Raw genomic sequence first — 26,202 nt, forward strand, 5'->3', positions numbered from 1 at the left:
CCCAGCTTCCGAGGAGACCGCGCGCGATGACCGTACGAGCCGCCGTCCTGCCCGCCGTCGGGGCACCGCTGGAGATCACCGGGATCGAACTGCCCGAGCCGGGGCCCGGCCAGGTGCGGGTGCGCCTGGCCGCCGCCGGGGTCTGCCACTCCGACCTGTCGCTGTCCAACGGCACCATGCGGGTGCCGGTACCGGCGGTGCTCGGTCACGAGGGCGCGGGCACCGTGACCGCCGTGGGGGAGGGGGTGGCGGGGCTCGTACCCGGTACCCCCGTGGTCCTCAACTGGGCTCCGGCGTGCGGGGGTTGCCCGGCCTGTGCGCGGGGGGAGGTGTGGCTGTGCGGGCACGCGCTGGACGGCGCCGCCCGGGTCCACGCCCGTACCGCCGACGGCACCGAACTCCATCCCGGCCTCAACGTGGGCGCGTTCGCCGAGGAGACCGTCGTACCGGCCGCCTGCGCGCTGCCGCTGCCCGAGGGGGTTCCGCTCACCGACGCGGCTTTGCTGGGCTGCGCCGTCCTGACCGGGTACGGCGCGGTCCACCACTCGGCCCGGGTCCAGCCCGGCGAGACGGTCGCCGTGTTCGGCGTCGGCGGGGTCGGCCTCGCCACCCTCCAGGCGGCCCGGATCGCGGGCGCGGCCCGGATCATCGCCGTGGACGTCTCGCCGCGGAAGGAGGAGCTGGCCCGTGCCTGCGGTGCCACCGACTTCGTCCTCGCCGACGAGCAGACCCCGCGCGCCGTCCGCGCCCTCACCGGCAAGCAGGGCGTCGACGTCGCCGTGGAGTGCGCGGGCCGTGCGCAGAGCATCCGCGCCGCCTGGGAGTCCACCCGCCGGGGCGGCCGCACCACGGTCGTCGGCATCGGGGGCAAGGACGAGCAGGTCACCTTCAACGCCCTGGAGATCTTCCACTGGGGCCGCACCCTCACCGGCTGCGTCTACGGCAACTCCGACCCCGCGCGCGACCTCCCGGCCATCGCCGCCCACGTCCGTGAGGGCCGCCTGGACCTCTCGGCCCTGGTGACGGAACACATCACCCTGAAGGACATCCCGACGGCCTTCGAGGACATGCTGGCGGGCCGGGGCGGTCGGGCGCTGGTGGTGTTCTAGGGGAAGCCCCCCCCGGATGGTCTCCCTCCCCCGGGGACTCAGCGCACCCGGTCCGGGCCGGGTGCCGCGTCCGCCACCTGCGCGGGCGCCGTACGCCCCCGCGACCGGGCCACGGCCACGCCCGCCAGGCACAGCAGGCCGCCGCCCAGCATCACCGGCCCCGGCACCTCACCCAGGGCCAGCCACGACATCAGGACCACCAGTGCCGGAACCGCGTACGTCGTCGCGCCCAGCCTGGCGGCGCTCGTGCGGGCCAGGGCGTACGCCCACGCGGTGAAGGCCAGCGCGGTGGGGAAGACGCCGAGGTAGACCATGCCCAGCGTGGCCGACAGCGGGGCGCGGGACGCCTCGGAGACGAGTTGGCCGGTGAAGGGCAGGCAGGCCGCCGCGCCGATCAGGCAGCCGAACGTCGTCACCTGCAGGGCGCTCGCGCGGGCCACCGCGGGCTTCTGGGCGACCACGCCGGCCGCGTACGCGACCGCCGCGAGGAGGCAGGCCACCACGCCCAGCACCGAGGAGCCGCCGCCCCCGGCCGACATCGACAGGCCCACGATCACCGCGCCGGTGAAGGACACCGCCATTCCCGCCAGCAGCCGGGGCGGCATCGGGTCGCCGAGGAACCGGGCGGCGAAGAGGGCGATCAGCAGCGGGCCGACGTTCACCACCAGGGCGGCTGTACCGGCGTCCACGCGCTGCTCGCCCCAGTTCAGGGCCACCATGTAGAAGCCGAACCAGAGCACCCCGGACACCAGGATGCCGGGCCAGGCTCCGCGCGGCGGCCACCCCTCCCGCCGTATCGCGCACAGCACGGCCAGGGTGAGGCCGCCCGCGAGCAGCCGGCCGAGCGCCAGCGCGCCCGGTGAGTAGGCGTCCCCGGCCGTGCGGATCACCACGAAGGCGGACGCCCACAGCAGCACGGTGACCACGGCCGCGGCCGCGGGCAGCAGACGATGACGCGGACTCAGGTCCATCGGACTCCTCGATCGATTCGGTGAAAGGCAGGCGGTCTCAGAGAAGCGCGCGCTCGTCGATACCCAGCAGCTCCGCCAGCGCACGCGCCCCCTCGGGCGTCACCCGCAGCGCGCGTCCCGAGCCCACGCGGGCGCACCACCCGGCGTCCAGCGCGTGCCGGCACAGCGCCGCGCCCGCCGCGCCCCCGAGATGCGGGCGCCGCTCCGTCCAGTCCAGGCAGGAGCGGGCCAGCGGGCGGCGGGTGGAGCGGTCGACCGTGATGCCCGCCTCGCCGAACCAGGCGAGACCCTCGTCGGTCAGCGCGAAGCCGGTGTCCTGGCGCAGCAGCCCCCGCGAGGTCAGCGCGTCGGTGACCGCGATGCCCAGCCGGCCGGCGAGATGGTCGTAGCAGGTGCGCCCGCGCGCCAGGGCGGACTGGGTGCGCACCGCCCGCAGTGTGTGCGGGACAGTGACCACCACGTCCTGCGGCAGATGCGCCGCCAGATCCTCGACGAGCTGCGCGGCGCGCGGGTCGGCCAGCCGGACGTAGCGGTGCCGCCCCTGGCGTTCCGTCGCGAGCAGGCCGCCCGCGACCAGCCGGTTCAGGTGCTCGGTGAGGGTCGAGGGCGCGACCCGGACGTGCCGGGCGAGTTCCCCCGCGGTCCACGCGCGCCCGTCCAGCAGGGCCAGCAGACACCCCGCTCGCGTCTCGTCGGCGAGGAGCGCGGCGAGCGAGGCGAGGGCGGCGGCGCACGGTTCGCTGGCGGTCATGTGCACAGCATGCGGGACGGACGCTTCGGCGCCCACCGAATCATGGCCTGTGCTCCGGCTGCCCGTACTGCCCCGCGAGGCCGGCCAGCAGCGCCGCGAGGCCCACCTCGAAGGCCCGCTCGTCGATCTTCTCCTGCTGCTCGGCGAGGAGGTGGGCCTGCCCGAGGTGGGGATAGTCGGCGGGGTCGTAGGCGCTCGCGTCGTCCACGAAGCCGCCCGCGAAGGAGCTGAGCGCGGAGCCCATGACGAAGTACCGCATCAGCGCGCCGATCGAGGTCGCCTGGGCCGGGGACCAGCCCGCGTCGACCATCCCGCCGTACACCGCGTCGGCCAGCCGCAGCCCGGCCGGACGGCGGCCGGGGCCGCGCGCGAGGACCGGGACGATGTTGGGGTGGTCGCGCAGCGCGGACCGGTAGGAGACGGCCCAGTCGTGCAGCGCGGTCCGCCAGTCGCGCCCGTCCTCGAACATCGACAGGTCGACCTGCGCGCTCACCGAGTCCGCGACCGCCTCCAGGATCTCGTCCTTGGTGCGGAAGTGGTTGTAGAGCGAGGGCCCGCTCACCCCGAGTTCGGCCGCGAGCCGCCGGGTGGAGACGGCCTGCAGCCCCTCCGCGTCCACGAGGGCCCGCGCCGTCGCGACGATCCGGTCGGTGCTCAGAAGGGGCTTGCGCGGTCGGGCCATGGCGCACATAGTAGGGCTGCGAGCAGAAACTAGCACTGCTAATTTAAATGTACGTCTTTCAAGGGCCTTACGGGTTCCCGCCGAGGCCGTGTGGGGTGATCGCGTGGTGGACCTGGGCCTGAGCGAGGAACAGGCGGCCGTACGGCGACTGGCCCGTGACTTCGTGGAGCGCGAGATCGCCCCCCACGTCACCGCCTGGGACCGCGCCGAGGAGGTCGACCGGGGCATCGTGAAGAAGCTCGGCGAGGTCGGCTTCCTGGGTCTGACCATCGACGAGCAGTACGGCGGCTCCGGCGGCGACCATCTCGCGTACTGCCTGGTCACCGAGGAACTGGGGCGCGGCGACTCCTCGGTGCGCGGGATCGTCTCCGTCTCCCTCGGCCTGGTCGCCAAGTCCGTCGCGGCCTGGGGCGACGAGGAGCAGAAGCGGCGCTGGCTGCCGGGGCTCACCTCCGGTGAGCTGATCGGCTGCTTCGGTCTCACCGAGCCCGGCACCGGCTCGGACGCGGGCAACCTCGCCACGCGGGCCGTACGGGACGGCGACGACTACGTGCTCAGCGGCACCAAGATGTTCATCACCAACGGCACCTGGGCCGACGTGGTGCTGCTCTTCGCCCGCTCCACCGACGCCCCCGGTCACAAGGGTGTCTCGGCCTTCCTCGTCCCCACCGACACCCCCGGCCTCACCCGCCGCGCCATCCACGGCAAGCTCGGCCTGCGCGGCCAGGCCACCGCCGAACTGGTGCTGGAGAACGTGCGGGTGCCCGCCTCCGCGATGGTCGGCGCCGAGGGCAAGGGCTTCTCCGTCGCCATGTCCGCGCTCGCCAAGGGCCGGATGTCGGTCGCCGCGGGCTGCGTCGGCATAGCCCAGGCCGCCCTGGACGCGGCCGTCCGGTACGCCGGTGAGCGCGAGCAGTTCGGCACCTCCATCGCCCGGCACCAGCTGGTGCAGGAGCTGATCAGCGACATCGCCGTGGACGTCGACGCCGCCCGGCTGCTCACCTGGCGGGTGGCCGACCTGGTCGACCGGGGCGAGCCGTTCGCCACGGAGTCCTCCAAGGCCAAGCTGTTCGCCTCCGAGGCCGCCGTGCGCGCCGCCTCCAACGCCCTTCAGGTGTTCGGGGGTTACGGCTACATCGACGAGTACCCGGTGGGCAAGCTGCTGCGCGACGCCCGCGTGATGACCCTGTACGAGGGCACCAGCCAGATCCAGAAGCTGTTGATCGGCCGCGCGCTGACCGGTGTCTCCGCTTTCTGAGTACGGGTACTGAGTATCTCGGCGGATGTGGCAGGCGCCCCGTCCGCCGACACTCGTGCCATGAGCGACACACCCGTCAAGCAGCAGAGCACGGCCGCCTTCTACGGACAGGCCGTCGCCTCCTTCGCCGTCGCCATGACGGCCACCGCCATCGGCATCTACCGCCTGGACGCCAACGCCTGGGTGCGCGGCTTCCTCGCCATCGCCGTCCTGTATCTCGTCACCTCCGCCTTCACCCTCGCCAAGGTGATCCGCGACAGACAGGAGGCCGGTGAGATCGTGAGCAGAGTCGACCAGGCCCGCATGGAGGAACTCCTCACCTCCCACGACCCGTACCGCAAGACCCCAGGTCCGCAGCAGTCTCGCTAAGCGGCCGCTCACCTTCGGCGGTATGGTGGTGCCCCTGTCACCCGAGGAGGGGCGAGCGATGAGTACGGCTGAGGAGACGGTCGGCGGCGAGGCCGACGCGTGGGCCGAGGTCACCCCGGACGCGGCCCGGCGGCTGCTCGTCGCCGCCGTGGAAGCGTTCGCCGAGCGCGGCTACCACGCCACCACCACCCGCGACATCGCGGGCCGCGCCGGGATGAGCCCGGCCGCGCTCTACATCCACTACAAGACCAAGGAAGAGCTGCTCCACCGGATCAGCCGCATCGGTCACGACAAGGCGCTCGACATCCTGCGCACCGCCGCGCGCGGCGAGGGCACGGCCGCCGAGCGGCTCGCGGACGGGGTCAGCTCCTTCGTCCGCTGGCACGCCGGCCGCCGCACCACCGCGCGGGTCGTGCAGTACGAGCTGGACGCCCTCGGCTCGGACGCCCGCGCCGAGATCGTCGCGCTGCGACGCCAGGTGGACGCCGAGGTGCGCGGGATCATCGAGGACGGCGTGGCGGCCGGCGAGTTCGACGTGCCCGACGTGCAGGGCACCACCCTCGCCGTCCTGTCGCTCTGCATCGACGTGGCCCGCTGGTTCAGCGTGGACGGCCCGCGCACCCCCGAGCAGGTCGGCGAGTTGTACGCGGGCCTCGTCCTGCGGATGGTCGGGGCCCACTGACCCCGACGCCCGCCCACCGGGGTCAGAAGTAGTAGCGGGACACCGACTCCGCCACGCACACCGGCTTGTCGCCGCCCTCGCGCTCCACGGTGAAGGCGACCGACACCTGGACCCCGCCCGGCACGTCCTCCACGCCGGTGATCACCGCGGTGGAGCGCAGCCGGGAGCCCACCGGCACCGGCGCGGGGAAGCGGACCTTGTTGGTGCCGTAGTTGACGCCCATCCGCACGCCGTCGGCCGCGATGAGCTGCGGCCCGAACAGGGGGAGCAGGGAGAGCGTGAGGTAACCGTGCGCGATGGTCGTGCCGAAGGGGCCCGCGGCCGCCTTCTGCGGGTCCACGTGAATCCACTGGTGGTCGCCGGTGGCCTCCGCGAACAGGTCGATCCGCTTCTGGTCGACCTCCAGCCAGTCGGTGTGGCCGAGCTGCTCGCCCACGGCCGCCTTCAGCTCGTCGGGGGAGTGGAAGGTCCTCGGTTCTGCCATGATCCCGGCCTCTCGCGTCGTCAGTCTAAGCAACTGCTTAGCATGGTGGGGTGGGCGGCGCCTGTCAACGGCTCGCCCGGTCCGGCGGGTCGGTAGGCTCGGGACGGTGCCCCAGCTTCCCGAGAAGATCCACGAGCTGACCGTAGGCCAGCTGTCCGCGCGCAGCGGCGCCGCCGTCTCCGCCCTGCACTTCTACGAGTCCAAGGGCCTGATCAGCAGCCGCCGCACCTCCGGCAACCAGCGCCGCTACACCCGCGACACCCTGCGCCGGGTCGCCTTCGTGCGCGCCGCCCAGCGGGTCGGCATCCCGCTCGCCACCATCCGCGAGGCCCTCGCCGAGCTGCCCGAGGAGCGCACGCCGACCCGCGCGGACTGGGCCCGGCTCTCCGAGGCGTGGCGTTCGGAGCTGGACGACCGCATCAACCAGCTCAACCGGCTGCGCGACCACCTCACCGACTGCATCGGCTGCGGCTGCCTCTCCCTGGCCACCTGCGTACTGTCCAACCCGGACGACGTGTTCGGCGAGCGCAGGGCCGGCTCCCGCCTGATGCGGGAGGAGCGGGCGTCACGTGCGCAGCCCTGAACTCACCGCCGCGCTCGCGGAGATCGACGTCGTGTTCAACGGCGAGGCGAGCCGCGCCGAGTCCGGCTGCGCCCGCCACTGCTGCACGGCCGAGGACGCGGCGTATCTGCGGACCCCGCACACCCGCCTGCCGGCCGAGCTGCTGAACCGCTTCCTGCGCAAGTCGCCGCAGCACTTCGCCGACCACGCCGCCGCGATGCGCCGCCTGCTGCCGCAGTGCGCGCATGCCCTGGCGGACGGCATTCTGGAGGACGCCGGGTGGATGCCGCTCGGGCTGAGCCGGGTGGACTGGCGGTCCTGGCCGGGTCCCCGGGCGCGAGCGGTCGAGGCGTTCTTCGGAGCCTGGTGGCGGGCGGCCCTCGGTGCCGCCGAGCCGCCCTGCCCGGTCCGGGACATGTTCGAGATCTGCTGCTCCGTACTCGGTGCGGCGGCACCGCTGCTGGCGGTGTGGGAGGCCGGACCCGAGGCCGACGCGCATCTCGCGGACTGCGTGGAATGGTGGTCGGACGATCTTTTTGTCGACCGCTGGCCCTTCACGTGGTGGCGTCCGGACGACGAGCCCCGCGCTCGCGTGGAACTTCAGACCTGGCTGGGCGAGCACGCCTCCGCCCGCCTCCGGCTCCTCGGATCGACCGACCTCGCCGATCGCACGGCCCTCCTCGCACTGCCGTACGACGCTCGCTGGAACGCCCCCTACTGGTCCCGCTGAGAGCGGGTCCTCGATCCCCGGCTCGGGCTTCCGCCGACTCGCTCGCTCGCGACACGGTCAGTCCCAGGCGGGCCGGCCCCGGTGCGTGGTCGCTGACAACACGTCGCACCCCATGCTGTGGGCGGCGGCAAGCAGGGCGGAGCGCACCCGGTCCGCGTCCGCGGGCGGGAAGGCGATGCCGATCCGGTGTCCGGCGTCCGTCTCGTAGGTGACCTTCCAGCCGAGCGCGGTGGCGGCGAAGTGGTCCTGGCGGTACTCCCCTTGCGCGTAGCCGCCTCGGTCGGCCGTCGGGGAGAGGGCGTCCCTGAGGATTCGAAGGCGCTCGGGGTGGGTCCGCAGGCTGTCGGTGAGCTCGACGCTGATGTGGTCGAGCTCGCGGAACGGGTCGAACCATGGTGCGGTGACATGCTCGTTCGCAGCGAAGACAGTGGTGTCGAGCCGTCCGCTCAGCCAGCCGTGGAGGAAGCCGACCGCGCCGGTCTCGTGGGCGTCGTAGTACCACCCGCGCGGGTTCCACGCGACGACCGGCCATGTGTCCGGGTGGCCGCCGGTCACCCAGCAGAGCCGGTCGCCGTTGTCCGTTCCGGCCCATTCCAGCAGGCCACCGGCCTCCGGAAAGTAGGGGTAGGGGCACTTGTCCGGGTTCGCCGCACGGAACGGTCCTTCGCTCTCCAGCAGGTGCTGTGCCGACCGGAGCAGGAGGCTGTGACTGCCGAACGGTGTGAGGGGGGTGATGAAGTCGACGAACTGGCCCGAGCCGTAGAAGCCGACGAGGGACTTGAAATCGGAGGGAAGTTCCAGGCCGAGGGCATGTTCGACCCGCGCCCAGTCACCGCTCGCGTCCACGGGATTCGCCGGCGGGGGCACCAGGGCGATCAGGGCGTCGATCGTCGTCACGTGGCCAAGGCTATCCAGGGGGCCTTCTCGCACTGTCAGGCCGGGACTTACAGGCGGCCGGCCCCGTACTCCGCCAGCCCCGCCGCCACCAACCGGGCGTTGGACGGCGCGCGTCGGCCGCCCGGCAGGAACAGCGTGTCCTCCAGGCCGACGCGGGTCGCCAGTCCCAGCCGTCCGGCCAGCCGCAGCACCGGCCACGCGCCGCCGTCCTCGCCGTGCAGCAGGACGGGACGGCCGTGCGCCGAGCCCAGTTCGGTGAGCAGGGCGTGCGCCGACGCCTCGGCGGTCGCCGGGCCGGTGTCCGTCACCTCCGCCAGTACCCGCAGCACGCGCGGCCCCAGCGGCGAGACGGCGAAGCGCGCCGCGCCCTCGGTGCCGGACCAGACGCCCGCCTCGACCCCGACGCCCCGCGCCAGCAGCAGCGCGGCGAGTTCCTCCGCGCCCGGCTCGTGCCAGTTGACCGAGGCGAAGTCGGGCAGCACCGACCAGGAGCGCACCCGTTCCAGCCGTGCCGCCGGACCGGGTTCGGCCCAGGCGCCGGTGGTGACCCCGACCGGCACGCCGGCGAGCCCGCGCAGTGCCTCCACCACGGGCCCGACGACGCGTGCGGACAGGGACTCCCGCCCGCACGGCGTCCGGGGATGCACATGCGCCTCCGTGGCCCCGGCGGCGACCGCCTCCGCGGCCGACCGCGCCAACTCCTGAGGCGTCAGCGGGACATGCGCCCCGTCCGCCGCCGTTCTGCTCCCGTTCAGACAGACCTGCACCGCACCATGGTGCCGCACCCGGTCAGGCCGACATCAGCAGCCGCTCCCGCCGCGCCGAGGCCAGCGCGTCGTCGGTGAGCACCGGACGCGGCACCAGGATGCCGCAGTCCGCGCACACCGGCCCGGCGGACGGCTCGTGATCGAGGCCGTACCGCCACACCAGCCGCTCGCCGTCGCACACCGGGCACACCGACCCCGGCCGGCGCTCCAGGGCGCTGATGATCCGGTGCAGTACGTCGCCCAGCGGCTCACGGGGGTGCAGCCGCGGGTCGTCGCACCAGGCGACGCCGAAGCCGCCCCAGGTCATCCGGTGCCAGTCGTCGACACTGCCCGGCCTGCGCAGGCCGTCGTGCTTCTCCTTCTTCCGGCGTTCCGCGAAATCGGCCTCGTAGGTCAGCCACACCGCCCGCGCCTGCTCCAGTTCCACCAGTGCGGCCACGAGCCGCGCCGGGTCGGGGGAGCGGTCCTCCGGGCCGAAACCGGCCCGCCCGCACAGATGGTCCCACGTAGCCCGGTGCCCGTAAGGAGCGAACCGCTCCAGGCACTTGCGCAGTGAGTAGCGCCGCAGCGCCAGATCGCATCGCGGATCGCGCACCTGTCTCGCCAGACTTCGGAATCCGGCCATCGCCCTGCACCTCCGTCACACCTGTGTCCGCTCTTCGGTCACCTCGGCGTCGCCGTACGGCTGTCGCGCGACGTCGCCGGATAGACGTGTCGCGGGCCGATCCGGCTCCATCCGTTTTCCGATGCCCTCCCATAACGCGTTCCGTGTTGACCGCCGGGCACCGGCCCGAGGGACCGCGGAACTTGACGCATGTTCACCTTCGTTCGCGGGGATACCGGCGGTAACGTCCGGCCCACCCCCGTCGGGAGGAGCTGCCATGCCACGGCGCACCCCACGTAACGTGTTGTCCGACAGACTCAGAACTCCTCGCACACTCTCCGGGTTCCTGAAGACGGCCTCGATATGCGTCCTGATCGCCGGTTGTCTTTCACCGCTCGGTCAGGCGGCGGCCGCCACAAGCGCTCCCACCGCGACGAACGACTACTGTTCCGGCCAGTGTTCGGACATCCTTCCGCCGGGTGAGAACGGCAATGCCACCCTGGCGCAGATCCTGCTCAACCAGGCTTTCGGCACCCAGCCGGCGCACGCCGAGGACCAGCTCGGCCCCTACGCGAATCTGGCCACCGGTCACCCCGGCCTGACCGACGCGAAGATCAACGACTTTTTCAACGACGCCTCCTTCGGCGTCCCCGCCACCCAGGTCGCCTCCACCGAGAAGCCCGCCGGGCGCACCGACGTCACGATCGTCCGGGACAAGAAGACCGGAGTGCCCCACATCACCGGCACCACCCGCTACGGCACCGAGTTCGGCGCCGGTTACGCGGCCGGGCAGGACCGGCTGTGGCTGATGGACGTGTTCCGGCACGTGGGCCGGGGCCAGTTGACCGGCTTCGCCGGCGGCGCCCCCGCCAACCAGGGCCTGGAGCAGGAGTTCTACCGCCAGGCGCCCTACACCGAGGCGGACCTCCAGGCCCAGATCGACGGCGCCGTGGCCCGCAACGGCGAGCGCGGACAGCAGGCCCTCGCCGACGTCACCGCCTACCTGGACGGCATCAACGCCTACATCGACGCCTCCGACAGCGGCCGTTACTTCCCCGGCGAGTACGTCCTCACCGGCCACAAGGACTCCATCACCAACGCCGGCACCATCGACCACTTCAAGGTCACCGACCTGGTGGCGCTCGCCTCGGTCGTCGGCACGCTGTTCGGCTCCGGCGGGGGCGGCGAGGTGAACAACGCCCTCTCCCTGATCGCCGCCCAGTCCAAGTACGGCGTCGAGGAGGGCACCCGCGTCTGGGAGTCCTTCCGGATGCGCAACGACCCCGAGGCCGTCCTCACCCTCCACGACGGGCAGCGCTTCCCCTACGCCACCCGCCCCGACAGCCCTCAGGGCCGGGCCCTGCCCGACGCGGGCTCGGTCACCCAGGAGCCGCTGGTCTACGACCGCACCGGCAGCGCGGGCACCGCGAGCGCCAGGAGTTCCTCCACCGCCGCCGCCAGGGACACCCTCAGCTCCGCCCGGCGCGGCATGTCCAACGCCCTGGTGGTCAGCGGCAAGCACACCGCGAGCGGCCATCCGGTCGCCGTCTTCGGCCCGCAGACCGGCTACTTCGCCCCGCAGCTGTTGATGCTCCAGGAGATCCAGGGCCCCGGCATCAGCGCCCGCGGCGCCTCCTTCGCGGGCCTGAGCATGTACGTCGAACTGGGACGCGGCCAGGACTACTCCTGGAGCGCCACCACCTCCGGCCAGGACATCATCGACACCTACGCCGTCGAGCTGTGCCAGGACGACCACCACTACCTCTACCGGGGCACCTGCACCGCGATGGAGCAGGTCGAGCGGAAGAACGCCTGGAAGCCCACCGTGGCCGACGGCACCGCCGCCGGTTCGTACGCCATGCGCGTGTGGCGGACCAGGTACGGGCCCGTGCAGTACCGGGCGACCGTCGGCGGGAAGAAGGTCGCCTACACCACTCTGCGCTCCTCCTACCTGCACGAGGCCGACTCCATCATCGGCTTCCAGCTGCTCAACGACCCCGGCTATGTGAAGGGCCCCGAGGACTTCCAGAAGGCGGCCCAGCACATCAACTTCACCTTCAACTGGTTCTACGCCGACTCCGCGCACACCGCGTACTACAACAGCGGTGACAACCCGGTCCGCGCGGCCGGCGTCGACGCCGAGTTCCCGGTGTGGGCCCAGCCGGCCTACGAGTGGCGGAACTGGGACCCGGCCGCCAACACCGCCGACTACACCCCGGCCGGCGAACACCCCAACTCCGTCGACCAGGACTACTACATCTCCTGGAACAACAAGCAGGCCGAGGCGTACACCGCCGCGCCCTGGGGCGAGGGCTCGGTGCACCGGGGCGACCTCCTCGACGACCGGGTGAGCAAGCTGGTCGCGCAGGGCGGGGTCACCCGGACCAAGCTGGTCCAGGCGATGGCGGACGCGGCCCTGGCCGACCTGCGCGCCGAGGACGTACTGCCCGAACTGCTCAAGGTCGTCGACTCCGCGCCGGTGAGCGACCCGGCGGCAGCGGCGGCGGTGACCAAGCTCCGGACGTGGCTGGGCGCGGGCGCCAGGCGCACCGAGACGTCGGCGGGGTCGAAGAAGTACGCCGACGCCGACGCGATCCGCATCCTGGACGCCTGGTGGCCCCTGCTGGTGAAGGCCGAGTTCGAACCCGGCCTCGGCAGCGGCCTGTACGGCGCGCTCACCGCCAACCTCCCGGTGGACGAGGCACCCTCCGCCGGGCACGGCCCGACCGGCTCGCACGCCGGAAGCTCGTTCCAGTACGGCTGGTGGAGCTATGTCGACAAGGACATGCGGGCGGTGCTCGGTGAGCCCGTACAGGGCGGCCTCTCCCGGAAGTACTGCGGCGACGGCAGTCTCTCCGCCTGCCGGGACGCCCTGCTCGGCACGCTGAAGCAGGCCGCCGGGCTCACCGCCGCCCAGGTCTACCCGGGCGACGACCTGTGCTCGGCCGGGGACCAGTGGTGCGCCGACTCGATCCGGCAGCGCACCCTGGGCGGCATCAAGCACGGCAACATCAGCTGGCAGAACCGGCCGACCTACCAGCAGGTGGTGGAGTACACCGCGCACCGCTGACGGCCCGTGAGCGGCGGCTCCCGGTGCGGGGGCCGCCGCGCTCAGCGGTACATCAGGTACTTCGCCCGCGTCCGGCGGAACGCCGTCAGCTCCCCGTGCCAGGCGGCCGCCACCTCGTCCGCCCCGGCCCCGGCGTCGATCATCGTGCGCACCCGCTCCGAACCGGTCAGCTTGTCGATCCAGTTGTCCGGCCGCCAGGCGAACCCGTCCCACACCCGCCGTGCCGTCACCAGCAGGGTCACTCCGGTCAGCACCGGGTCGAAGGCCGCCGGATCGTGCACATGGAGCTGCACCCCGCCGACCGTCTTCCCCTGGAACTTGGAGAACGTCGGCGCGAAGTACGCCTCCCGGAACCGCACCCCCGGCAGCCCCGCCCTGTCCGCCTCCCGGGCCCAGCGCCCGTCGACGCCCTCCGCGCCGAGGAGTTCGAAGGGGCGGGTGGTGCCCCGGCCCTCGGAGAGGTTGGTGCCCTCGAACAGACAGGTCCCGGAGTACACCAGGGCGGTGTCCGGGGTCGGCATGTTCGGGCTCGGCGGCACCCAGGGCAGCCCGCAGTCGCCGAAGAACATCCCGCGCCGCCAGCCGGTCATGGGCACGGTCTCCAGGGGCACCGGCTTCTCCAGGAACTCCCCGTTGAACAGCCGGGCCAGCTCCGCCACCGTCATCCCGTGCGCCTGCGCGATCGGCCGCCGGCCGACGAACGTGGCGAACTCCTCGTGCAGCACCGGTCCCAGGGCGGCCCGTCCGGTCACCGGGTTCGGGCGGTCCAGCACCACGAACCGCTTGCCCGCCAGCGCCGCCGCCTCCATGCAGTCGTACAGCGTCCAGATGTACGTGTAGAAGCGGGCGCCCGCGTCCTGGATGTCGAAGACGACCGTGTCCACGCCGGAGGCGGTGAAGACGTCGGCGAGCGCTTGGCCGCTCTTCAGATACGTGTCGTACACCGGCAGCCCGGTCGCCGGGTCGTCGTAGCGGCCCTCCGAGCCGCCCGCCTGGGCGGTGCCCCTGAAGCCGTGCTCGGGGCCGAAGACGGCGGTCAGCCGCACCCGGTCGTCCGCGTGCATCACGTCCACGATGTGCCGCACGTCGCGGGTGACGCCCGTCGGGTTGGTGACGATGCCGGCCTTCTGGCCGGCCAGCTGCGCGTAGCCGCCGGCGGCCAGCCGCTCGAACCCGGTGCGCACCCGGTGCCCGGCCCCGGCGTCCGAGGCGGGGGCCGGGACCCCGGCCCCGACGGCGGCCGTGGCGGTGGTGGCGAGCATGCTCCGTCTGGACAGCGTCATACGGGACCTCCGTGAGCGCGGCGGGTGTCATGACCACGGGGACGCTAGCGCCTGGCGGGCCGCCAGGGAACGCGCCGGACCGGGGGCCGTCGCGGATTCCCCTTCCCTCCGGCATACCGACTGGTTAGTCTGGCGCCGCGGCGGCGGGACCGCCGCGTACAGCCACAGCTCGAAGGAGGCCGCTGGTGGAAGCCGTGCAGGACGCCGGAGTCGTCGTCACCGGGGCGGGCGGGGGGATCGGGGCGGCTCTCGCCCGCCGGTTCGCCGCCGAGGGCGCCCGGGTCGTCGTCAACGACCTCGACGCCGACAAGGCCAAGGCGGTGGCCGAGGAGATCGGCGGCATCGCCGTGCCCGGCGACGCCTCCGGCATCGTCGCCGAGGCCCGCGCGGCGCTCGGCGGCGCCATCGACGTGTACTGCGCCAACGCGGGCGTCGCCTTCGAGGACGGCACCCCGGGCGGTCCGCTGGACGAGCGCTCCTGGGCGGTGTCCTTCGACGTCAACGTGATGGCCCACGTCCGCGCCGCCCACGACCTGCTGCCCGAGTGGCTGGAGCGGGGCGGCGGCCGGTTCGTCTCCACCGTCTCCGCCGCCGGACTGCTCACCATGATCGGCGCCCCCTCCTACAGCGTCACCAAGCACGGCGCGCTGGCCTTCGCCGAGTGGCTCTCCCTCACCTACCGCCACCGGGGCGTCAAGGTGCACGCCATCTGCCCGCAGGGCGTACGCACCGACATGCTCTCCGCCACCGGCAGCGCCGGCGACCTGGTGCTCCAGCCGACCGCGATCGAACCGGCCGAGGTCGCCGACGCGCTGTTCGCGGGCATGGCGGAGGACCGCTTCCTGATCCTGCCGCACCCCGAGGTGGCCGAGTACTACCAGGCCCGCGCGGCCCAGCCGGACAAGTGGCTGGGCGGTATGAACCGCCTCCAGCGCGCCTGGGAGGACTCCCGCTGACCCGGTCCCGCCGGGGGATGGGAAGATCCTCCGGCGGGGAACCGTTCCCGCGCCAGTGACGACAGTCGGCGACCCGACGGAAAGGCAGGTGGCGGCAGTGCCCAGGACCACGGACGGAGACGCCACGCCCGTCCCCCGGCGGCTGCTGGACGCCGCGACCCGCCTCTTCGCCGACCAGGGGTACGACCGCACCTCGGTGCAGGAGATCGTCGAGGCCGCCGGAGTCACCAAGGGCGCGCTCTACCACTACTTCGGGTCCAAGGACGACCTGCTGCACGAGGTCTACGCGCGCGTGCTGCGCCTCCAGCAGGAGCGCCTGGACGCCTTCGCGGACGCCGACGAGCCGGTGGAGAAGCGGGTGCGGGACGCGGCCGCCGACGTCGTCGTCACCACCATCGAGAACCTCGACGACGCGATGATCTTCTTCCGCTCGATGCACCACCTGAGCCCCGAGAAGAACAAGCAGGTCCGCGCCGAACGCCGCCGCTACCACGAACGGTTCCGCGCGCTCATCGAAGAGGGCCAGCGCGAGGGCGTGTTCTCCACCGCCACCCCGGCCGACCTCGTCGTGGACTACCACTTCGGCTCGGTGCACCACCTCTCCACCTGGTACCGCCCCAAGGGGCCGCTCACCCCGCAGGAGGTCGCCGACCACCTCGCCGACCTCCTCCTGCGCGCCCTGCGCCCGTAGCGCCGACGCGCAAGGGGCGCCCGCGTCGGCGGGCGCCCCTTGTGACAGCGGTTCCGCTACAGGTACTTCCTCAGCTCGCGCCGGGCCAGCGAGCGCTGGTGCACCTCGTCCGGACCGTCCGCCAGCATCAGCGTGCGGGCACTCGCGTACAGCTCGGCCAGCGGGAAGTCCTGGCTCACCCCGCCCGCGCCGTGCAGCTGGATCGCCCGGTCCAGGATGTCCACCACCGCGCGCGGGGTGGCGATCTTGATGGCCTGGATCTCGGTGTGCGCGCCCCGGTTGCCGACGGTGTCCATCAGCCAGGCCGTCTTCAGCACCAGCAGCCGCAGCTGCTCCACCGTCACCCGCGCGTCCGCGATCCAGTTCTGCACCACGCCCTGCTGCGCCAGCGGTTTGCCGAACGCGGTACGCGACACCGCCCGGCGGCACATCAGCTCGATCGCCCGCTCGGCCATGCCGATCAGCCGCATGCAGTGGTGGATGCGCCCCGGACCCAGCCGGGCCTGCGCGATGGCGAAGCCGCCGCCCTCCTCGCCGACCAGGTTGGCCACCGGCACGCGCGCCTGGTCGAAGACGACCTCCGCGTGCCCGCCGTGCCAGTGGTCCTCGTACCCGAACACCTGCATGGCCCGCTTCACGGTCACACCGGGCGTGTCCCGAGGGACCAGCACCATCGACTGCTGACGGCGCGGGTCCTCGCCGTCCGGGTCGGTCTTGCCCATCACGATGAAGATCTTGCAGTCCGGGTTCATCGCCCCGGAGATGTACCACTTGCGGCCCGTGACGACGTACTCGTCACCGTCCCGCTCGATGTGCGTGGTGATGTTGGTGGCGTCCGAGGAGGCCACCTCCGGCTCGGTCATGGCGAACGCCGAGCGGATCTCCCCGGCCAGCAGCGGCTCCAGCCACTGCTTCTTCTGCTCGTCCGTGCCGAACTGCGCCAGCACCTCCATGTTCCCGGTGTCCGGCGCCGCGCAGTTCAGCGCGGTCGGCGCCAGCTGCGGGCAGCGGCCGGTGATCTCGGCCAGCGGCGCGTACTGGAGGTTGGTCAGCCCGGCGCCGTACTCGGCGTCGGGCAGGAAGAGGTTCCACAGGCCCTGCCGCCGCGCCTCGGCCTTCAGCTCCTCCACCACCGCCGGGGTGTCCCAGGGGGAGTCCAGCAGCGCCCGCTGCTCCTCGGCGGTCTTCTCGGCCGGGTAGACGTACTCGTCCATGAAGGCGAGGAGACGGGTGCGGAGTTCCTCGGTGCGCGCGTCGAACGCGAAGTCCATCTGCTCAGCCTTCCTGAAGTGTGGTCAGTCCGTGGTCGATGAAGACGGGCACCAGGTCCCCGATGCGGTCGAAGCCGCCGCCCACCGTCTGGCCGAGGGTGTACCGGTAGTGGATGCCCTCGAGGATCACGGCGAGCTTGAACCAGGCGAACGCGGTGTACCAGTTGACGTCCGAGACATCGCGCCCGGAGCGCTCCGCGTACCGCTCGATCAGCTCGGCGGGCGTGGGGTGGCCGGGGGCCTCGGCCGTGGTGGAGACGGGGGAGTGGGCCATTCCGAGCGGCTGGCTGTACATCACCAGCAGGCCGAGGTCGGTGAGCGGGTCGCCCAGGGTCGACATCTCCCAGTCGAGGACGGCCTCGATCCGGTCGCCCTCGCCGATCAGCACGTTGTCCAGGCGGTAGTCGCCGTGCACCACGGCCGGCGCCGGGGAGAGCGGCAGCGAGCGGCCGAGGGCCGCGTGCAGCTCGTCCACACCCGCCAGCTCGCGGTTGCGGGAGGCGGCCAGCTGCTTGCCCCAGCGGCGGAGCTGGCGGTCCAGGAAGCCCTCGGGACGGCCGAAGTCGGCGAGGCCCACCTCGGCGGGGTCCACCGCGTGCAGCTCGACCAGGGTGTCCACCAGCGACAGCACCGCGTTCCGGGTGCGCTCCGCGCCGAGCGGCGCCAGCTGGTCCGCCGTGCGGTACGGGGTTCCCTCGACGAACTCCATCACGTAGAACGGGGCGCCCAGCACCTCGTCGTCCTCGCACAGCAGCACCGGCCGGGGGACCGGCACACGGGTGGGGTGCAGGGCGCTGATCACCCGGTGCTCGCGGCGCATGTCGTGCGCGGTGGCCAGGACGTGGCCCAGCGGCGGGCGGCGGACGACCCAGCGGGAGGTGCCGTCGGTGACGGCGTACGTGAGGTTCGACCGTCCGCCCTCGATCAGCCTGCCGGTCAGCGGACCGGTCACCAGGCCGGGCCGCTCACGGTCGAGCAGCGCGCGCAGCCGGTCGAGATCGAGTCCGGGCGGGTGGTCGGCGCTCATACATCACTCCTACGAACGGGTGAACAGGATCGGGTCACATGATGCCGACCGGTCGGTATGCCGTCCAGTGTGTGCGCCGTAAAGCGTGTGCCGACGTGACCGGACACACGCCGGGCGGCGCATGGCCGGCGTGCTCGGAAGGGGGACTCGGCGAGTGGAGGCGCGTGACGACGCAGGGGCCGGGTGCGAACGCCGCGAAGCGCCCGGACCGGGACACAGGGGTTGCGCGGCCCGTGAACAACCTGGAGGGTCCAGATCATGAAGGCCATCAGCTACCGCCGCTACGGCGGCCCCGAAGTGCTGGAGTACGGCGAGGTCCCCGAGCCCAAGGTGGGCCCCGACGAGGTGCTGGTCCGGGTGCGCGCGGCCTCGGTCAACCCGGTCGACTGGAAGTGCCGCGAGGGGTACCTCGACCCGATCCTCAACACCGTCTTCCCCGTGATCACCGGCTGGGACGTCAGCGGGGTCGTGGTCCGCCCCGGCGCCTCCGTCGCCGAGTACGCGGAGGGGGACGAGGTGATGGGGTACGTCCGCGAGGACCTGCTCTCGCTCGGCACCTTCGCCGAGTACGTCGCCGCCCCCGTGCGCACCCTCGCCCGCAAGCCCGCCGCGCTCTCCTTCGAGGAGGCCGCCGGACTGCCGCTGGTCGGCCTGACCGCCTACCAGGTCCTCGTGAAGATCCTCGAGGTCAAGCGCGGCGAGACCGTGCTCATCCACGCAGCCGCGGGCGGGGTCGGCTCCCTCGGCGTGCAGATCGCCGCCCACCTCGGCGCCCGCGTCATCGGCACCGCCGGCGAACGCAACCACGCCTACGTGCGCGGCCTCGGGGGCGAACCCGTCGCTTACGGCGAGGGCCTGGCCGAGCGCGTACGCGGCATCGCGCCCGAGGGCGTGGACGCGGTCTTCGACACCGTCGGCGGCGAGACCCTGAAGGTCTCCGCCCAGCTCCTCGCCCCCGGCGGCCGCCTCGCCTCCATCGCCGATCCCGACGTCACCGAGTACGGCGGCCGCTACTGGTTCGTCCGCCCCGACGCCGAAGACCTCGCCCAGCTCGCCCGGCTGGCCGACCAGGGCGCCGTCTCCGTCCACGTCGACAGGACCTTCCCCCTGGAGCAGACCGCCGACGCCCAGCGCCTCAGCCAGGAGGGCCGCACCCGGGGCAAGATCGTCGTCACCGTCTCCGGTCAGGACGGCTAGGGGGCGCGGACGCGCGCCGGGTGGCCGGTCGCCGGCAGCGGTCCGGGCCGTCACCCGGTGCGGGGGGTCAGCCCGGCCAGGTACTCGTCCAGCAGCTCCACCTGCCGCTCGGGCGGGAACTGCGCCGGAGCGAGCAGAGCCTGCACCACCAGGCCGATGGCGAAGGACTGGGCTCCCGTCGCGACATCGGCCGGGTCGCCGGGGGTCAGCTCACCCAGAGCCTGGGCGGCCGCCACGCGTTCGGTCAGGCGGGTGCGGCCCTCCGCGTACCTGCGGGCGTGGCCCGCGCTCAGGGCGGGGTCGGACAGGGCGGTGTCCCAGGAGGAGACCCAGACGCGGTTGCTGTTCGCCGCCTCGGGCGTCAGCGGAAGGATGTCGAGCAGGGCGTCCCGCAGCGCCGCCAGCCCCGGCCCGCCGGAGCGGCGCGGGCGGGCGAGGGTGCGCTGTTCGAGCAGGTCGAGGGCGTGCTCGACCAGAGCCCGCTTGGTCGGGAAGTAGTGCGTGAGCAGTCCGGTGGTCGCGCCGAGTTCGGTGGCGACGGCGCGCAGCGTCAGCCCGGCGAAGCCGCGCGTGCCCATGACCCGCCAGACCGCCTCGGAGACCTCCCGCCGACGGGCCTCGTGATCTCCCTTGGTACGTGGCATGCCGCCACGGTACATTGCCATAACGCTTGTTATGTGAACGGGGAGGCCCACATGTTCCTGCTGCCGCTGCGCGACGGCGCGCACCTCGCTCCGCTGGAGCCCTGGCACGCCGAGGAGTTCGCCGGGCACCTGGACCGCGCCCGCGAGCACATCCGCCCGTGGGTCGGCGCCGGATTCGTCACCGAGGACGTGCCGGGCGCACGGGCCACGCTGGAGCGGTACGCGGCCCGTCAGGCCGCCGACGGCGGCCGCCTGTACGGCATATGGCGGGACGGCACCCTGGTCGGCGGCGTGATGTTCACCGACTTCAGCACGGCTCTCGGCTCGTGCGAGGTCGGCTGCTGGCTGGAGCCGTCCGCCGAGGGCCACGGCCTGGTCACGCCCGCCTGCACCGCCCTGCTCGACTGGGCCTTCGGCACCCGTGGCCTGCACCGGGCGGAGTGGCACTGCCGAGCCGACAACGACCGCAGCGCGGCGGTGGCTAAGCGGCTCGGCATGACACTGGAGGGCGTGCGGCGCGAGGCGTGGCCGTACGCGGGCACGCGGCACGACAAGCACGTCTGGGCGGTCCTCGCGCCGGAGTGGCACGCTCGGGAGCGGTGACCGACGCCCCCGCCGGGAGAGGAACCTCATGCACGAGCGAGTACGACGGGTCAGCACCGCCCTGCGGGAGCACGGCAGCGCCGCGCAGGTGGTCGAACTGCCCGCCCCCGCCCCCACCGCCGCCGACGCGGCCGCCCAACTGGGCTGCACCGTGGGCGCGATCGCCAACAGCCTGGTCTTCTCCGTGGACAGCACGCCCCTGCTCGTACTCACCAGCGGCGCCCACCGGGTCGACACCCGGCTGCTGGCCCGCCTGACCGGGGTCGGGCGCGGCAGGATCCGGCGCGCCGACCCCGCGTTCGTCCTCGAGGTGACCGGCCAGGAGGTCGGTGGCGTGGCGCCCGTGGGCCATCCCCGGCCCGTGCGCACGCTGGTCGACGTCGCGCTGCGGGGGCACGGGCAGGTCTGGGCGGGCGCGGGCATGCCGCACACCGTCTTCCCCACCACCTTCGCGGAGCTGGTGCGCATGACGGACGGCGAACCCGCAGTGGTGGCCGCGGACTAGGGCCTGCCGCGCGGGGCCCCAGGGGGCGTCTCCTCGATCTTCGTGGATCAGCCCGCGGCGTCTGGTGCGGTGCCTCGGCGTGCGGTCGAGTCGTCCTCGTACTGGACGTACTTGGGCGATTCGGCCGTGCGGCGAGGTGCCGTGCCAGGCGTCGCGGGCCCGCGAAGACCGGGGAGACGCCCCCTAGGCCACCAGCACCGCCGCGCACACCGCCAGCGCCACCGCGCACCCCGTCGCCGCCCCTACCAGGCGCGGGGTGAGCGTGGGCGGTTCCGGGCTCGTCGCCAGGGTGCGGATGCGCAGATGGGCCAGCGCGAGAAAGGCCAGCCAGCACACGGAGCACAGCAGCACCAGCACCGCCCCGGTCAGCGGACTGGACGCCCGCGCACCGGCCCGTATCGCCAGCACCGCGGTCACCGTGCCCGACAGGGTCGTACGCCGCCACGCCAGCCGGGTGCGCTGCGGCTGGAGCCCCGCGTCGCGGGCCGGAGCGGTCATCCCGCCCATCCGGCCAGCACCACCACGACCATCGCCACGGCGACCACCGCCACCAGCAGGCTCAGCACCGCGGGGAACCGGGACACCGGCAGGTCCTCGCCCCGCCGCATCGCCTGCTCGCAGCGCACCCAGTGGTGCACCGCCCGCAGCGCGCACAGCACCCCCGCGCCCAGCAGCGCCAGCGCCAGCCCCACCCGCCACGCCCAGCGCAGATGCGGCAGGAACTGGTCCACCGCGAAACCGCCGCCGATCAGCGCCAGCGCGGTCCGCAGCCAGGCCAGGAAGGTCCGCTCGTTGGCCAGCGAGAACCGGTAGTCCGGGGTGGTGCCCTGCTCCCGTACCCGCTCGGGTTCGAGCCAGAGCCGGACGTTGCGTACGAATTCGCTCACACGCCGGACCCTACCGGCGCGTCACCCGGCGGCCCGGAACGCCCTCAGCCGCTCGTGCGCGGCCAGCCCGTCCGGCACCCACTCCCACTCGCCGAGCCGCGCGGCGACCTCCTCGTCGGTGAGGAAGGCGTGCCACTGCACCTCCTCCACCTGCGGTCGCACCGGCAGGTCGCAGCGGACCTCGTACACCGCCGACCACCAGCCGAGCCCGGCCCCGCCCGCGCTCTCGTCCTCGTAGAGGAACTTGAAGAGGTACGTCGGCTCGGGCAGCCCGCTCACCCCCAGCTCCTCCTCCGCCTCGCGCAGCGCCGCCTCGTCGTAGGACTCGCCCGCGCCGACCACCCCGCCCACGAACAGGTCGTACAGCGCGGGGAAGACCAGCTTGCCGGCGGTGCGCCGGTGCACGAAGAGGCGGCCCTCGGCGTCGCGGACCTGGATGAAGACGCAGCGGTGGCGCAGCCCCCTGGCGTACGCCTCGCCGCGCGGGGCCTGGGTGACGACACGGTCGTGCTCGTCCACGATGTCGAGAATCTCGTCGGCGGGGTTCATCCCGCCATCCAAGCAGCTCAGTTGCGCTGAAGGTCCCGTACCGGCCGCTCCTCGGCCGTGCCGCACGGCATCGCCGGGTGCATCCCCAGCAGCACGATGCCCCCGACGATCGCCGCGAGCCCGGCCGCCTCCCAGGCCAGCGCCCCGGTGTCGGTGTGCAGCCGGTCGCCGAGGAAGCCGACCCCGCACAGGATGCCCGCGAGCGGCTGGGCGGCGGTCAGCGCGGGCAGCGACCTGCGCAAGGGGGCCGTCTCGAACGCGCTCTGCACCAGCAGCAGCCCGGTCACCCCGAGCGCCAGCACCGCGTACGGGTGCCCGCCGCTGAAGAGTTCGGTGAAGCCGCCCTCGCGGAAGCGGATGCTGCTCACCCGGGTCAGCGCGTCCTGCACGCCGTACAGGAGCCCGGCGGCCGTCGCCAGCAGCACCGGGCTCCAGGTGGTCCGCGAGCGTTTCGCCCAGCCGGCCAGCGCCAGCGCCACCCCCACCGTCACACCGAGGATCAGCCAGTGCCGCACCGGGTCGGTGACGGCGCTGCCGCCGCGCGGCCGGCCCGCCAGGATGAACGTGCTCACCCCGCCCGCCAGCAGCACCAGCCCCGCCCAGCCCTGCCGGCCCACCGGCTGACCGGTCTGCCGGCGGGACAGGGCGAGCGCGAACAGCAGGTTCGTGGCGAGCAGCGGCTCCACCAGCGAGATCTCGCCGTTGCCGAGCGCCACCGCGCCCAGCGCCATGCCGGCCACCATCAGCGCGGTACCGCCCAGCCAGCGCGGCACCCGCATCAGGTCGAGCAGCAGCCGGAAGGAGAGGAAGTCGCTCGGGGGCGCCTCACGCGCCACGTTCTGCTGGAGCACGAACCCGAACCCCAGGCACGCCGCGGCACTCACGGCGAGGAGGAGAACCAGAACGGACACGCTGCGTACCTCGATCATCGGCCGGGCCACGATTGCGTAGGCCGACTGTAGCGCCCCGCAAGGCCCGGACTGTGGAGAGTGCCCGGAACCGGACACGTTTCGGGGGAACCGTCCGGTCATGTTCCGTCTCCGCGCTCCCCGGCGCCATGGCGTACGCCACACCCGCCGCCCCCGGACCGGACTGACCGGCGCCGACCAGGGCACCTGTGCCCCAAGTCCCTCTGCTGCCGCGGTGGTTGGACGGAGCAACACTTCGATTCCGCTTGACGCAAACCTAGGCGGGGAGTTTGCTGTGAGTGATCGGCCGATGGCAGCCCGAAAAACAGGAAGTCCCGCGGTGCCCCTGACCCCGCCCCCGCCCGTCACAGACCGGGCCCCCTCGGACCCGCCCGGCGGCCTCGCCCCGGAGCACTCCGGCACCTTCGACGCCGCCCTCGGCGACGCCGAACTCCTCGCCGCGCGCGCCGCCCTCGCCCAGGGCCGCTGGCAGTCTGCCCGCTCCCTGCTGCTGCACACCGGCGACGAGTGGGACCGCCGGGGCCACCGGGTCACCGTGCTCGCCGCCGATCCCGGCGCCCACAGCCGGGCCGGGCAGTGGCTGCTCGCCGAACCCGGCTCCGCCGACGCGGCCACCCTGCTCGCCCTCGCCCTGGTCCACCGCGCGCTCGGCGGCGAGGAGGACCCCGAGCACGCCCGCGCCTCCTGCCGCACCGCCGCCGGACTGGCGCCCGCCGACCCCACGCCCTGGCTCGGTCTGCTCCTGCTGGCCCGCGCCCTCGGCCCCGAGGCGGAACTGACCGCCGCCTTCAAGGAGCTGCGCGCCCGCCACCCCGAGCACCACCACGGCCACCACCTGCTCATCGCCGGCCTCGCCGAACGCCCGCCCGGCGGCCCCGAGTCCCACGAGGCGTACGACACGGCCGAGCGCGCCGCCGCCGAGGCCCCCGCCGACTCCCCGCTCGCCGTCCTCCCGGTCGTCGCGTACGCCGAACGCCACCGCGTCCTCGCCGCCGCCGGTCTCGCCCCGGCCGTCCCCGGCCCGGCCCCCTGCGCCCACTGGACCGGCCCCCGCGCCCGCCGGGTACTGCGGGCCGCGTTCGACTGGTGGCTGGAGTGGGAGCACGACGAACACCCCCGGCGCCACCTCGATCTGAACCACCTGGCGTTCGCCATGTCCGCCGCCGGGCGCCCCGCCGAGGCCGCGGCCCTCTTCCACCGGATCGGCCCGCACGCCACCCGCGCCCCCTGGTCCTACACCGGCCAGGACCCCTGGACCGCCTTCCATCAGGCCCGTGCCCACGCCCTGGCCACCGGCTGACCCCGGCGGGCACTGGCCCCACGGCCCCCGGCCGTGCTCGAATGACGACGTGACCCCCCACCCGGACCGGCAGGCCCCCGATCCCGCCGAAGACCCCGACGCGCACGGCAGGCCCATCGGCCGCCGTCTCTTCCTCGGCACCCTCGGCCTGGGCGCGCTCGGTGTCGCCACCGCGCCCTGGCTGCAACGCGGCGCGGAGAGCGCGCTCGGCGCCCTCTCCGGCCAGGACCCCACCGGCCTGAGCGGCCTGCTCCCCAACGGCGGCGGCTTCCGGTACTACTCCGTCGCCGCCTCCGTCCCGCACAAGGGCCCGGCCGACTACCGGCTCACCGTCGACGGCCTGGTGGACCACCCCCGCGCCTACACCCTCGCCGACCTGCGCGCCCTGCCCCGCACCCGGCTGACCAGGGACGTCCAGTGCGTCACCGGCTGGCGTGTGCCGGGCACCCCCTTCGAGGGCGTCCGCCTGAGCACCCTGCTGGACGCGGCCGGTGTCCGCCCCACCGCCCGGGCCATCCGCTTCACCTGCTTCGACGGCACCTACACCGAGAGCCTCACCCTCGACCAGGCCCGCCGCCCTGACGTCCTGGTGGCGCTGGGCATGCAGGGCGAGGACATCGGCCACGACCACGGCGGCCCCGTCCGCCTCTATGTCGCCCCGATGTACTTCTACAAGTCCGCCAAGTGGCTCTCCGGCATCACCGTCAGCGACCACGTCAAGCCCGGCTACTGGGAGAGACTCGGCTACGACGTCGACGCCTGGGTCGGCCGCTCGAACGGACGGACCGATGACCCTACGAGCTGACACCCCGGCGCCCGCCGGTGCCCGTGTCCACCGCTTCACGCCCGGCGAACGCTGGGTCCACCGCACGAGTGCCGCCCTCATGGCCGTCTGCGTGGCCACGGCCGCCTGCCTCTACGTGCCCCAGCTCGCCGTCCTGGTCGGCCGCCGCGAACTCGTCGTACGCGTCCACGAGTGGGCCGGGCTCGCGCTGCCGGCGCCGGTGCTGCTGGGCCTGGTCTCGCGGGCCTTCCGCGCCGACCTGGGCGCGCTCAACCGGTTCGGCCCGCACGACCGGCGCTGGCTGCGCGCCGCCCTGCGCCGGGACCGGCGGTACGCGGAGCGCCCCGCGGGCAAGTTCAACGCGGGGCAGAAGGTCTACACGGCCTGGATCGCCGGGGCCGTCCTGGTGATGCTCGGCACCGGCCTGATGATGTGGTTCACCCATCTCGCCCCGCTGCTGTGGCGCACCTCGGCCACCTTCGTGCACGACTGGCTGGCCCTCGCCGTCGGCGTGGTGCTCGCGGGACACATCGGCAAGGCCCTCGGGGACCCGGAGGCACGGCGGGGACTGCGCACCGGCACCGTGAGCCGGGAGTGGGCGGAGCGGGAACACCCGCTCTGGCGCCCGTGAAGGCGCGCG

At 73.4% G+C, this 26,202-nt stretch carries 30 protein-coding genes; 15 read left to right on the forward strand and 15 right to left on the reverse strand.

Going from position 1 to position 26,202, the window contains the following annotated elements; genetic code table 11:
• Positions 1 to 26: 26 nt before the first annotated feature.
• Positions 27 to 1,109: a zinc-binding dehydrogenase gene (locus tag EV284_RS29410; RefSeq protein ID WP_130339495.1), complete on the forward strand. Its 1,083-nt coding sequence runs from the start codon at positions 27 to 29 to the stop codon at positions 1,107 to 1,109.
• A gap of 38 nt (positions 1,110 to 1,147) precedes the next feature.
• Here EV284_RS29410 and EV284_RS29415 read toward each other — a convergent pair whose 3' ends face one another.
• The 3 genes from EV284_RS29415 to EV284_RS29425 are packed head-to-tail and all read right to left on the reverse strand — an operon-like array spanning position 1,148 to position 3,513.
• Positions 1,148 to 2,080: a DMT family transporter gene (locus EV284_RS29415; RefSeq protein ID WP_130339497.1), complete on the reverse strand. Its 933-nt coding sequence runs from the start codon at positions 2,078 to 2,080 to the stop codon at positions 1,148 to 1,150.
• 37 nt (positions 2,081 to 2,117) lie between these two features.
• Positions 2,118 to 2,831 (reverse strand): winged helix-turn-helix domain-containing protein, encoded by a 714-nt coding sequence (locus EV284_RS29420; RefSeq protein WP_130339499.1) that lies wholly within the window; start codon positions 2,829 to 2,831, stop codon positions 2,118 to 2,120.
• A 40-nt stretch (positions 2,832 to 2,871) separates the two neighbouring features.
• Positions 2,872 to 3,513 carry a TetR/AcrR family transcriptional regulator gene (locus tag EV284_RS29425; protein ID WP_130339501.1) on the reverse strand — a complete coding sequence of 214 codons (642 nt, stop codon included), beginning with the start codon at positions 3,511 to 3,513 and terminating at the stop codon, positions 2,872 to 2,874.
• 106 nt (positions 3,514 to 3,619) lie between these two features.
• Here EV284_RS29425 and EV284_RS29430 point away from each other — a divergent pair, with 106 nt between their 5' ends.
• The 3 genes from EV284_RS29430 to EV284_RS29440 are packed head-to-tail and all read left to right on the forward strand — an operon-like array spanning position 3,620 to position 5,822.
• A complete protein-coding gene (locus EV284_RS29430; protein WP_130340045.1) occupies positions 3,620 to 4,771 on the forward strand; it encodes an acyl-CoA dehydrogenase family protein in 1,152 nt (383 codons plus the stop codon).
• A 60-nt stretch (positions 4,772 to 4,831) separates the two neighbouring features.
• Complete coding sequence (locus tag EV284_RS29435; protein WP_030812545.1) at positions 4,832 to 5,140, forward strand: YiaA/YiaB family inner membrane protein; 309 nt, start codon at positions 4,832 to 4,834, stop codon at positions 5,138 to 5,140.
• A 58-nt stretch (positions 5,141 to 5,198) separates the two neighbouring features.
• Entirely contained in the window at positions 5,199 to 5,822 is a 624-nt protein-coding gene (locus EV284_RS29440; protein ID WP_130339503.1) for a TetR/AcrR family transcriptional regulator, read from the forward strand.
• 22 nt (positions 5,823 to 5,844) lie between these two features.
• Here the strand turns inward: EV284_RS29440 and EV284_RS29445 are convergent, their stop codons facing one another.
• A complete protein-coding gene (locus tag EV284_RS29445; protein ID WP_130339505.1) occupies positions 5,845 to 6,306 on the reverse strand; it encodes a MaoC family dehydratase in 462 nt (153 codons plus the stop codon).
• 106 nt (positions 6,307 to 6,412) lie between these two features.
• Between EV284_RS29445 and soxR the strand changes: the two genes are divergently transcribed.
• On the forward strand, positions 6,413 to 6,889 hold the full coding sequence (gene soxR / locus EV284_RS29450) for a redox-sensitive transcriptional activator SoxR (RefSeq protein WP_130339507.1): 477 nt from the start codon (positions 6,413 to 6,415) through the stop codon (positions 6,887 to 6,889).
• Positions 6,876 to 7,598 carry a hypothetical protein gene (locus tag EV284_RS29455; RefSeq protein ID WP_130339509.1) on the forward strand — a complete coding sequence of 241 codons (723 nt, stop codon included), beginning with the start codon at positions 6,876 to 6,878 and terminating at the stop codon, positions 7,596 to 7,598. The genes soxR and EV284_RS29455 overlap by 14 nt, the downstream gene beginning before the upstream one ends.
• A gap of 57 nt (positions 7,599 to 7,655) precedes the next feature.
• On the opposite strand, the gene EV284_RS29460 is transcribed toward EV284_RS29455, so the two are convergent.
• Genes EV284_RS29460 through EV284_RS29470 form a run of 3 tightly spaced genes read right to left on the reverse strand, consistent with a single transcriptional unit; the run spans position 7,656 to position 9,887 of the window.
• The gene (locus EV284_RS29460) at positions 7,656 to 8,495 is read right to left on the reverse strand and encodes an SMI1/KNR4 family protein (protein ID WP_130339511.1); all 840 of its coding nucleotides are present in this window, start codon (positions 8,493 to 8,495) and stop codon (positions 7,656 to 7,658) included.
• Positions 8,496 to 8,542: 47 nt separating this feature from the next.
• Positions 8,543 to 9,262, reverse strand: coding sequence for a 3-keto-5-aminohexanoate cleavage protein (locus EV284_RS29465; protein WP_130339513.1), 720 nt, complete (start codon positions 9,260 to 9,262; stop codon positions 8,543 to 8,545).
• A 22-nt stretch (positions 9,263 to 9,284) separates the two neighbouring features.
• On the reverse strand, positions 9,285 to 9,887 hold the full coding sequence (locus tag EV284_RS29470) for a hypothetical protein (RefSeq protein ID WP_130339515.1): 603 nt from the start codon (positions 9,885 to 9,887) through the stop codon (positions 9,285 to 9,287).
• A gap of 256 nt (positions 9,888 to 10,143) precedes the next feature.
• Here EV284_RS29470 and EV284_RS29475 point away from each other — a divergent pair, with 256 nt between their 5' ends.
• Positions 10,144 to 12,936: a penicillin acylase family protein gene (locus tag EV284_RS29475; RefSeq protein ID WP_130339541.1), complete on the forward strand. Its 2,793-nt coding sequence runs from the start codon at positions 10,144 to 10,146 to the stop codon at positions 12,934 to 12,936.
• Between the two features lie 41 nt (positions 12,937 to 12,977).
• On the opposite strand, the gene EV284_RS29480 is transcribed toward EV284_RS29475, so the two are convergent.
• Positions 12,978 to 14,219 (reverse strand): DUF1343 domain-containing protein, encoded by a 1,242-nt coding sequence (locus tag EV284_RS29480; RefSeq protein ID WP_130339543.1) that lies wholly within the window; start codon positions 14,217 to 14,219, stop codon positions 12,978 to 12,980.
• A gap of 182 nt (positions 14,220 to 14,401) precedes the next feature.
• Here EV284_RS29480 and EV284_RS29485 point away from each other — a divergent pair, with 182 nt between their 5' ends.
• Both EV284_RS29485 and EV284_RS29490 read left to right on the forward strand, forming a co-directional pair.
• Positions 14,402 to 15,175, forward strand: a complete 774-nt coding sequence (locus tag EV284_RS29485) for an SDR family NAD(P)-dependent oxidoreductase (RefSeq protein WP_130339545.1) — start codon at positions 14,402 to 14,404, stop codon at positions 15,173 to 15,175.
• A 97-nt stretch (positions 15,176 to 15,272) separates the two neighbouring features.
• Entirely contained in the window at positions 15,273 to 15,866 is a 594-nt protein-coding gene (locus EV284_RS29490) for a TetR/AcrR family transcriptional regulator (protein WP_130339547.1), read from the forward strand.
• Between the two features lie 56 nt (positions 15,867 to 15,922).
• Here EV284_RS29490 and EV284_RS29495 read toward each other — a convergent pair whose 3' ends face one another.
• The gene (locus EV284_RS29495; protein ID WP_130339549.1) at positions 15,923 to 17,137 is read right to left on the reverse strand and encodes an acyl-CoA dehydrogenase; all 1,215 of its coding nucleotides are present in this window, start codon (positions 17,135 to 17,137) and stop codon (positions 15,923 to 15,925) included.
• Between the two features lie 4 nt (positions 17,138 to 17,141).
• Entirely contained in the window at positions 17,142 to 18,164 is a 1,023-nt protein-coding gene (locus EV284_RS29500; protein WP_130339551.1) for a phosphotransferase family protein, read from the reverse strand.
• Positions 18,165 to 18,422: 258 nt separating this feature from the next.
• Between EV284_RS29500 and EV284_RS29505 the strand changes: the two genes are divergently transcribed.
• A complete protein-coding gene (locus EV284_RS29505; RefSeq protein ID WP_130339553.1) occupies positions 18,423 to 19,361 on the forward strand; it encodes an NADP-dependent oxidoreductase in 939 nt (312 codons plus the stop codon).
• 50 nt (positions 19,362 to 19,411) lie between these two features.
• Here the strand turns inward: EV284_RS29505 and EV284_RS29510 are convergent, their stop codons facing one another.
• A complete protein-coding gene (locus EV284_RS29510) occupies positions 19,412 to 20,005 on the reverse strand; it encodes a TetR/AcrR family transcriptional regulator (protein WP_242625865.1) in 594 nt (197 codons plus the stop codon).
• Between the two features lie 51 nt (positions 20,006 to 20,056).
• Here EV284_RS29510 and EV284_RS29515 point away from each other — a divergent pair, with 51 nt between their 5' ends.
• The gene (locus tag EV284_RS29515) at positions 20,057 to 20,608 is read left to right on the forward strand and encodes a GNAT family protein (RefSeq protein WP_130340047.1); all 552 of its coding nucleotides are present in this window, start codon (positions 20,057 to 20,059) and stop codon (positions 20,606 to 20,608) included.
• Between the two features lie 28 nt (positions 20,609 to 20,636).
• On the forward strand, positions 20,637 to 21,113 hold the full coding sequence (locus EV284_RS29520; RefSeq protein ID WP_130339557.1) for a YbaK/EbsC family protein: 477 nt from the start codon (positions 20,637 to 20,639) through the stop codon (positions 21,111 to 21,113).
• Between the two features lie 183 nt (positions 21,114 to 21,296).
• Here the strand turns inward: EV284_RS29520 and EV284_RS29525 are convergent, their stop codons facing one another.
• From EV284_RS29525 to EV284_RS29540, 4 genes are read right to left on the reverse strand one after another with little or no spacing between them, the layout of a single operon-like run.
• A complete protein-coding gene (locus EV284_RS29525; RefSeq protein ID WP_130339559.1) occupies positions 21,297 to 21,620 on the reverse strand; it encodes a DUF202 domain-containing protein in 324 nt (107 codons plus the stop codon).
• Complete coding sequence (locus tag EV284_RS29530) at positions 21,608 to 22,000, reverse strand: DUF202 domain-containing protein (RefSeq protein ID WP_130339561.1); 393 nt, start codon at positions 21,998 to 22,000, stop codon at positions 21,608 to 21,610. The genes EV284_RS29525 and EV284_RS29530 overlap by 13 nt, the downstream gene beginning before the upstream one ends.
• A 21-nt stretch (positions 22,001 to 22,021) precedes the next feature.
• Positions 22,022 to 22,549, reverse strand: coding sequence for an NUDIX domain-containing protein (locus EV284_RS29535; protein WP_130339563.1), 528 nt, complete (start codon positions 22,547 to 22,549; stop codon positions 22,022 to 22,024).
• Between the two features lie 17 nt (positions 22,550 to 22,566).
• Positions 22,567 to 23,478 (reverse strand): DMT family transporter, encoded by a 912-nt coding sequence (locus EV284_RS29540; RefSeq protein WP_207229169.1) that lies wholly within the window; start codon positions 23,476 to 23,478, stop codon positions 22,567 to 22,569.
• 319 nt (positions 23,479 to 23,797) lie between these two features.
• Between EV284_RS29540 and EV284_RS29545 the strand changes: the two genes are divergently transcribed.
• The 3 genes from EV284_RS29545 to EV284_RS29555 are packed head-to-tail and all read left to right on the forward strand — an operon-like array spanning position 23,798 to position 26,193.
• Positions 23,798 to 24,778 (forward strand): hypothetical protein, encoded by a 981-nt coding sequence (locus EV284_RS29545; RefSeq protein WP_130339567.1) that lies wholly within the window; start codon positions 23,798 to 23,800, stop codon positions 24,776 to 24,778.
• A 49-nt stretch (positions 24,779 to 24,827) separates the two neighbouring features.
• On the forward strand, positions 24,828 to 25,583 hold the full coding sequence (locus EV284_RS29550) for a molybdopterin-dependent oxidoreductase (RefSeq protein WP_130339569.1): 756 nt from the start codon (positions 24,828 to 24,830) through the stop codon (positions 25,581 to 25,583).
• The gene (locus tag EV284_RS29555; protein ID WP_130339571.1) at positions 25,567 to 26,193 is read left to right on the forward strand and encodes a cytochrome b/b6 domain-containing protein; all 627 of its coding nucleotides are present in this window, start codon (positions 25,567 to 25,569) and stop codon (positions 26,191 to 26,193) included. The genes EV284_RS29550 and EV284_RS29555 overlap by 17 nt, the downstream gene beginning before the upstream one ends.
• The last annotated feature ends 9 nt before the right edge of the window (positions 26,194 to 26,202 follow it).

The organism is Streptomyces sp. BK022, assembly GCF_004217355.1.
GTDB classification, from domain to species: domain Bacteria; phylum Actinomycetota; class Actinomycetes; order Streptomycetales; family Streptomycetaceae; genus Streptomyces; species Streptomyces griseoluteus.

Coding starts and splice junctions, on each gene's coding strand:
- EV284_RS29410 (WP_130339495.1), top strand. CDS start 27: ATGACCGTACGAGCCGCCGTCCTGCCCGCCGTCGGGGCACCGCTGGAG.
- EV284_RS29415 (WP_130339497.1), bottom strand. CDS start 2,080: ATGGACCTGAGTCCGCGTCATCGTCTGCTGCCCGCGGCCGCGGCCGTG.
- EV284_RS29420 (WP_130339499.1), bottom strand. CDS start 2,831: ATGACCGCCAGCGAACCGTGCGCCGCCGCCCTCGCCTCGCTCGCCGCG.
- EV284_RS29425 (WP_130339501.1), bottom strand. CDS start 3,513: ATGGCCCGACCGCGCAAGCCCCTTCTGAGCACCGACCGGATCGTCGCG.
- EV284_RS29435 (WP_030812545.1), top strand. CDS start 4,832: ATGAGCGACACACCCGTCAAGCAGCAGAGCACGGCCGCCTTCTACGGA.
- EV284_RS29440 (WP_130339503.1), top strand. CDS start 5,199: ATGAGTACGGCTGAGGAGACGGTCGGCGGCGAGGCCGACGCGTGGGCC.
- EV284_RS29445 (WP_130339505.1), bottom strand. CDS start 6,306: ATGGCAGAACCGAGGACCTTCCACTCCCCCGACGAGCTGAAGGCGGCC.
- EV284_RS29470 (WP_130339515.1), bottom strand. CDS start 9,887: ATGGCCGGATTCCGAAGTCTGGCGAGACAGGTGCGCGATCCGCGATGC.
- EV284_RS29475 (WP_130339541.1), top strand. CDS start 10,144: ATGCCACGGCGCACCCCACGTAACGTGTTGTCCGACAGACTCAGAACT.
- EV284_RS29480 (WP_130339543.1), bottom strand. CDS start 14,219: ATGACGCTGTCCAGACGGAGCATGCTCGCCACCACCGCCACGGCCGCC.
- EV284_RS29495 (WP_130339549.1), bottom strand. CDS start 17,137: ATGGACTTCGCGTTCGACGCGCGCACCGAGGAACTCCGCACCCGTCTC.
- EV284_RS29500 (WP_130339551.1), bottom strand. CDS start 18,164: ATGAGCGCCGACCACCCGCCCGGACTCGATCTCGACCGGCTGCGCGCG.
- EV284_RS29505 (WP_130339553.1), top strand. CDS start 18,423: ATGAAGGCCATCAGCTACCGCCGCTACGGCGGCCCCGAAGTGCTGGAG.
- EV284_RS29510 (WP_242625865.1), bottom strand. CDS start 20,005: ATGCCACGTACCAAGGGAGATCACGAGGCCCGTCGGCGGGAGGTCTCC.
- EV284_RS29515 (WP_130340047.1), top strand. CDS start 20,057: ATGTTCCTGCTGCCGCTGCGCGACGGCGCGCACCTCGCTCCGCTGGAG.
- EV284_RS29520 (WP_130339557.1), top strand. CDS start 20,637: ATGCACGAGCGAGTACGACGGGTCAGCACCGCCCTGCGGGAGCACGGC.
- EV284_RS29525 (WP_130339559.1), bottom strand. CDS start 21,620: ATGGGCGGGATGACCGCTCCGGCCCGCGACGCGGGGCTCCAGCCGCAG.
- EV284_RS29535 (WP_130339563.1), bottom strand. CDS start 22,549: ATGAACCCCGCCGACGAGATTCTCGACATCGTGGACGAGCACGACCGT.
- EV284_RS29540 (WP_207229169.1), bottom strand. CDS start 23,478: ATGATCGAGGTACGCAGCGTGTCCGTTCTGGTTCTCCTCCTCGCCGTG.
- EV284_RS29555 (WP_130339571.1), top strand. CDS start 25,567: ATGACCCTACGAGCTGACACCCCGGCGCCCGCCGGTGCCCGTGTCCAC.